General features: G+C 72.7%; 4 protein-coding genes. 3 read left to right on the plus strand and 1 reads right to left on the minus strand.

From position 1 onward, the window contains the following. Positions 1-45 precede the first annotated feature (45 nt). A complete protein-coding gene (locus GT042_RS20815) occupies positions 46-1,338 on the plus strand; it encodes a M14 family metallocarboxypeptidase (protein ID WP_161310240.1) in 1,293 nt (430 codons plus the stop codon). 9 nt (positions 1,339-1,347) lie between these two features. Here the strand turns inward: GT042_RS20815 and GT042_RS20820 are convergent, their stop codons facing one another. Continuing rightward, positions 1,348-2,301 (minus strand): FAD-dependent oxidoreductase, encoded by a 954-nt coding sequence (locus GT042_RS20820; RefSeq protein WP_161310241.1) that lies wholly within the window; start codon positions 2,299-2,301, stop codon positions 1,348-1,350. Between the two features lie 91 nt (positions 2,302-2,392). On the opposite strand from GT042_RS20820, the gene GT042_RS20825 reads away from it, so the two are divergent. Then, the gene (locus GT042_RS20825) at positions 2,393-4,030 is read left to right on the plus strand and encodes an ABC-F family ATP-binding cassette domain-containing protein (protein ID WP_161310242.1); all 1,638 of its coding nucleotides are present in this window, start codon (positions 2,393-2,395) and stop codon (positions 4,028-4,030) included. A 145-nt stretch (positions 4,031-4,175) separates the two neighbouring features. After that, positions 4,176-5,690 (plus strand): glycosyltransferase (locus tag GT042_RS20830; protein WP_161310243.1); only part of this gene is annotated, 1,515 nt, incomplete at its 3' end.

The following is a 5,690-nucleotide window of genomic DNA, read 5'->3' on the forward strand; positions in this document are numbered from 1 at the left end:
GGCCGAGCCGCGCCGTACACCCCCGATCCCCGGAGAGAGCGGCTGATGGCCCCCGGCTTCCGTACCCTCGTCCTCGCGGCCACCGCCGCGGCCCTGGTCATGCCCCTGACCGCGACCATCCCCGCGCAGGCCGCCCACACCGCCCCCGCCCCGCCGCGCACCGCGTTCGAGACCGGCGGCGGGGCCGACTGGACCGGCCAGGCCCAGGAACAGGAGTTCCTCACCGCCGTCGACCGGGGAAGCGCCCGCACCACGCTCACCACGATCGGCACGACCACCCAGGGCCGCCCGCTCCAGCTCGTCCGGGTGGGCGCGGAACGCGCGCCCACCACCGTGCTGCTGGTGTGCAGCCAGCACGGCGACGAACCGTCCGGCCGCGAGGCGTGCCTCACCGAGATCCGCGACCTCGCCTACGCCGAGGACCGGGACACCCGGCGCTTCCTCGACCGTACGACCGTACTCGTCGTCCCCACCGCCAACCCCGACGGCCGGGCCGCCGACACCCGGGGCAACTCCGCCGGGATCGACATCAACCGCGACCACATCGCGCTCAGGACCGCCGAGGCCCGCGCGCTGGCCGCCGTCGTCCGCGACCGGCGACCCGACGTGATCTACGACCTGCACGAGTACGGCGCCACCCCGCCGTACTACGACAAGGACCTCTTCGACCTCTGGCCGCGCAACCTCAACACCGACCCCCGGGTCCACGACGAGTCGAAGACCCTCTCGGAGGCGTACGTCCGGCCCGCCGCGCGCGCCGGGGGCTTCTCCATCGGTACGTACGGCATCTGGACCGACCCCGTCACCGACGAGCCGATCCGGCAGACCGCGGGCGACGGCCAGGAGCGCATCCTGCGCAACGCGGCCGGCATCAAGCACGCCGTCGGCCTGCTCATCGAGAGCCGCACCGACCCGGTGACCGACGCCGAGAAGGCCGATCCCGCGCTGAACAACCGGCGCCGGGTACGGAGCCAACTCGACGCCCTGACCGGCCTGTTCGACTTCACCGACCGGCGGCGGGCGCGCATCGTGGCCGCCACGGCGACGGCCAGGGCCGCCGGTCTCGCCGACCGGGGGCCCGTCTACCTCGGCGGCGCGGACAACGAACCCGCCACCCCCGAGGCGATCCTCCAGGACCCGCCCTGCGGCTACCGGCTGGACGCGGCGCAGTACGGCGACCTCAAGGACGAACTGGCCCTGCACGGCGTACGGGTCGTGCCGGACCGCACGGGCGCGTTCGTCCCGCTGCGCCAGTCCCAGCGCGACCTGGTCCCCCTGCTGCTGGACGGCCGGGCGACCTACCACCTCACGGCCGCGCGACCGGTGGAGGACTGCTGAGCGGACGCCTTATCCGAGCGCGAGCCGCGCCGCGTCCTCCGCGCACCCCCACGCCACCGTGACGCCCGCGCCTCCGTGCCCGTAGTTGTGCACCAGCCGCCCGCCGCCCGGCAGCGGGACCGCCTCCAGGCGGACCCGCGGCCGGGCCGGGCGCAGTCCCACCCGGTGCTCCAGCACCCGCGCCCCGGCCAGGGAGGGCCTGATCCGCGCGCAGCGCGCGACGACGGCCGCCGCGTCGGCCGGATCGGGGGCCAGGTCCCAGTCGTTCTCCGTCGACGTACCGCCGAGGAGCACCCCGTACGGCTGCGGCATGATGTACGTCATGTCCGGGGAGCCGGCGACGGCCGACACGAACCACTCGTCGACGCCCGGGTTCTCCACCACCACCAACTGGCCGCGCACCGGGCGCACGGACGCGTCCGCCGCCAGCTCCCGCGCCCCGAGACCGGAGCAGTTCACCACCACCGGTGCCTCGGCCGCCGGTTCGCCGAGCCCCGCCGCCGTCCGCAGCTCGACCGTGCCGCCCGCGGCCCTGAACCGCCCCTTCAGATACCGCAGATGGGCCGGCATGTCGATCAGCGGAACCGCCGCCCGCAACCCCTGCCGGAAGCCCCCGGGCAGCTCGTCCGGACGGGCCTCGCGCAGCTCCCCGAGCCGCCCCGACCAGGCGCCGAGGCCGTCCGGCGAGGTGTCCGTCATCAGCCCCGCGACCACCCGGACCCCCGTCTCGTCCGGCCGCCGCGCCATCTCCTCGTACTGGGCGAGCGATCGCTCCAGCCACCCGTCCACCAGCTCGGCGGGCTCTATCCGGTACGGCCAGAACAGTGCGCCGGCCACCGCGGAGGTGGTCCGCGCGACCGGATCACGGGTCCACAGCCTGACCCGGTGGCCGCTCTCCGCGAGCACCAGCGCGGTGGTCAGTCCGATGACCCCGCCCCCGACCACGATCACATCGCCGCTCATGCCGGGACCGTAGCCGAATTCCGGCCGAGGGTCCCACCCGGCGGCCGTTGTGGACGCCCTCCCGCACCGCCCCGTTAGGATCGACGGTCTGATGACTGCCACGCTCGTAGCCAAGGAACTCGCCGCCGGACACGGCGACCGCTCGCTCTTCTCCGGACTCGACCTCGTGGTCGCCCCCGGAGACGTGATCGGGCTCGTCGGTGCCAACGGCGCCGGGAAGTCGACCCTGCTCCGGCTGCTCGCCGGACTCGACACCCCCGAGGAGGGAGAGCTGCGGCTCTCGCCGCCGACCGCCGCCGTCGGCCATCTCCCGCAGGAACCGGAACGGCGTGAGGGCGAGACGGTACGGACCTTCCTGGGCCGCCGCACCGGCGTCGCCGCCGCCCAGACCGCGCTGGACGAAGCCACCCAGGCCCTGGTGGACGGTGCTCCCGGCGCGGACGACGCGTACGCCACCGGGTTGGACCGCTGGCTCGGCCTCGGCGGCGCCGACCTCGACGAACGCGCGGAGGAGGTCGCCGCCTCCCTCGGCCTCACCGTCGATCTCGACCAGCCCATGACCACCCTCTCCGGCGGCCAGGCCGCCCGCGCCGGGCTCGCGTCCCTGCTGCTCTCCCGCTACGACGTCTTCCTCCTGGACGAGCCCACCAACGACCTCGACCTCGACGGGCTCGAACGCCTCGAATCGTTCGTCTCGGGGCTGCGCGCCGGCGTCGTGGTGGTCAGTCACGACCGTGAATTCCTCGTCCGTACGGTCACCAAGGTGCTCGAACTCGACCTCGTCCAGCAGAAGATCAGCCTCTTCGGCGGCGGGTACGAGGCGTACCTGGAGGAGCGGGAGACCGCGCGGCGCCACGCGCGCGAGGAGTTCGAGGAGTACGCGGACAAGAAGTCGTCCCTGGAGTCCCGCGCCCACACCCAGCGGTCCTGGATGGAGAAGGGCGTCAAGAACGCCCGGCGCAAGGCCACGGACAACGACAAGATCGGCCGCAACCTCCGGACCGAGTCCACCGAGAAGCAGGCCGCGAAGGCCCGCCAGACCCAGCGCATGATCGAGCGTCTCGACGTGGTCGAGGAGCCCCGCAAGGAGTGGGAACTCCGGATGGAGATCGCCTCGGCGGACCGCTCGGGCGCGGTCGTGGCGACCCTCAACGGGGCGGAGGTCGCACGCGGCGACTTCCGCTTCGGGCCCGTCACGCTCCAGGTCGACCGGGGCGACCGGGTCGCCATCACCGGCGTCAACGGCTCCGGCAAGTCCACGCTCCTGGCCGCGCTGCTGGGCCGGCTGCCCCTGGACGCGGGTCACGCGACGCTCGGCTCCGGGGTGGTGGTCGGCGAGGTCGACCAGGCCCGCGCGCTGTTCCACGGCCCGGACACCCTGCTGGACGCGTTCCGGGCGGCCGTCCCCGACACGGAACCCGCCGAGATCCGCACCCTCCTCGCGAAATTCGGCCTCAAGTCGCACCACCTGACGCGGCCGGCGACCACGCTCTCGCCCGGCGAGCGGACCCGCTCGGCGCTCGCCCTCCTCCAGGGCAGGGGAGTGAATCTCCTCGTCCTGGACGAACCGACGAACCACCTCGATCTGCCGGCGATCGAACAGCTGGAATCCGCGATGGACTCCTACGACGGCACGCTCCTCCTCGTCACCCACGACCGCCGCATGCTGAACGCCGTCCGCACGACCCGCCGCCTCACGGTGGCGGGCGGCCGGGTGACGGAATCCTGACGGCGCAAGGAAAACCGGCCCGCGTTTCGGGCCGGAATGCGGACCCGACACCCGGCGGATAAGATCACCGCAATGGCATGACACCCGCCACAGCCCTGCCCGGTCGCCGGTTTCCTCCGGCGGCCGGATCGCTGAGGGAGGTCCGATGCTCAGAGCGAGTGTGGTCGTTCCGGTGTACAACGGCGGAGAACACCTCGACCGGTGTGCCGCGTCCCTGACCACCCAGAGTCTGTCCCCCGACACCTACGAAATCCTTTTCGTGAATGACGGGTCGACCGACGATTCGGCGGACCGGCTGCACAGGATCGCCTCGATGCACGCGCATGTACGGGTGCACCACCAGGAGAATTCCGGCTGGCCCGGCAAGCCCCGCAACGTGGGCGTCGAGCTGGCCAGGGGCGTGTACGTACAGTTCGTCGACCAGGACGACGAACTCGCCCCGGAATCCCTCGAACGCCTTCTCGCGCTCGCGGAGCGCAATGAGTCGGACATCGTGCTGGGGAAGGTGTTCGGCACCATGGCGGGACCGAGCAACGTGTTCAAACGGACAGTGGAACGCTGCACCGTCAAGGACGCCCCGCTGATGGAAAGCCTCACCCCGCACAAAATGTTCCGCAGGTCCTTTCTGCTGGAACACGGCATCAAATTCCCCGAAGGCCGCGTGCGGCTGGAGGACCAGCTGTTCATGGCGCGTGCTTATGTACGGGCCAAGACCGTGTCCATTCTCGGGGATTACCCGGCCTACCAATGGGTGCGCCGGGAGGACGGCGGGAACAACAGCGGCGGGGCGACGACCGCCGCGGACTACTACGGCCACCTGCGCGGTGTCGTGGAGGCGATCCACGAGGGCACGGAGCCGGGCGAGCTGCGCGACCATCTGCTGCGGCGCTCGTACCGGGTGGAGCTGCTGCGGCCGGTCACCGAGCCGCGCGTGCTCCAGCGCAAGGGCAAGCAGCTGACGGAGTACTTCGACGTCGTCCGCCGTATGGCCCTGGAGTGCTACCCCCCGGGCGTCAGGACCGGCCTGCCGGCCGTCACCGGCCTGCGCGCGGCGCTGCTGGAGGAGGGCCGCCTCGACTCGCTGGTCGAGCTGGCCACCAGGACGCGCCGCATCAAGCCCCGGGTCGCGGTCGACCCGCCGGTCTGGCGGGACGGCAAGCTGGCGGTACGGGTCGTCGTCCACCACGTGCGCGGCGACGGCGAACCCCTGTGCCTCGTGCGCCGCGACGGCGACTGGTACCTGGACCCGGAGCTGCTGGACGGGATCGAGGGCGCGGAAAACTGGAAGGTCGACGACCCCTTCGCGTACGCGGCCGGTGAACTGCTCCTCCAGGACACCGTGACCGGCCACTGGTGGTTCCCGGACGCCGAACTCACCCCGGAGCTGCGGGGGCTGGGCGGCGGGCGGTACCAGGTGGTGATGGCGGGGGAGATGCTGATCGACCCGGCGGTGGTGTCGGGCGGCGAGGCGCTTACGCGTGGCGTGCATGAGGTGTGGCTGAACTCCCAGATGCTGGGCGTGGGCCGCCGGGCACGGGTGGCGTCCCCTTCCCGCCCCCACGTCTCTCCGGGCGCGGTGGGCCGCCAGGTGATCGCGCCCCGGTGGGCGGGCCCGCACACCCAGCTCCGCCTGGTGGCCGGGGGCCACGGTGGGCGGCCT

The sequence above is a fragment of the Streptomyces sp. SID3212 genome (assembly GCF_009865405.1).
Classification (GTDB): domain Bacteria; phylum Actinomycetota; class Actinomycetes; order Streptomycetales; family Streptomycetaceae; genus Streptomyces.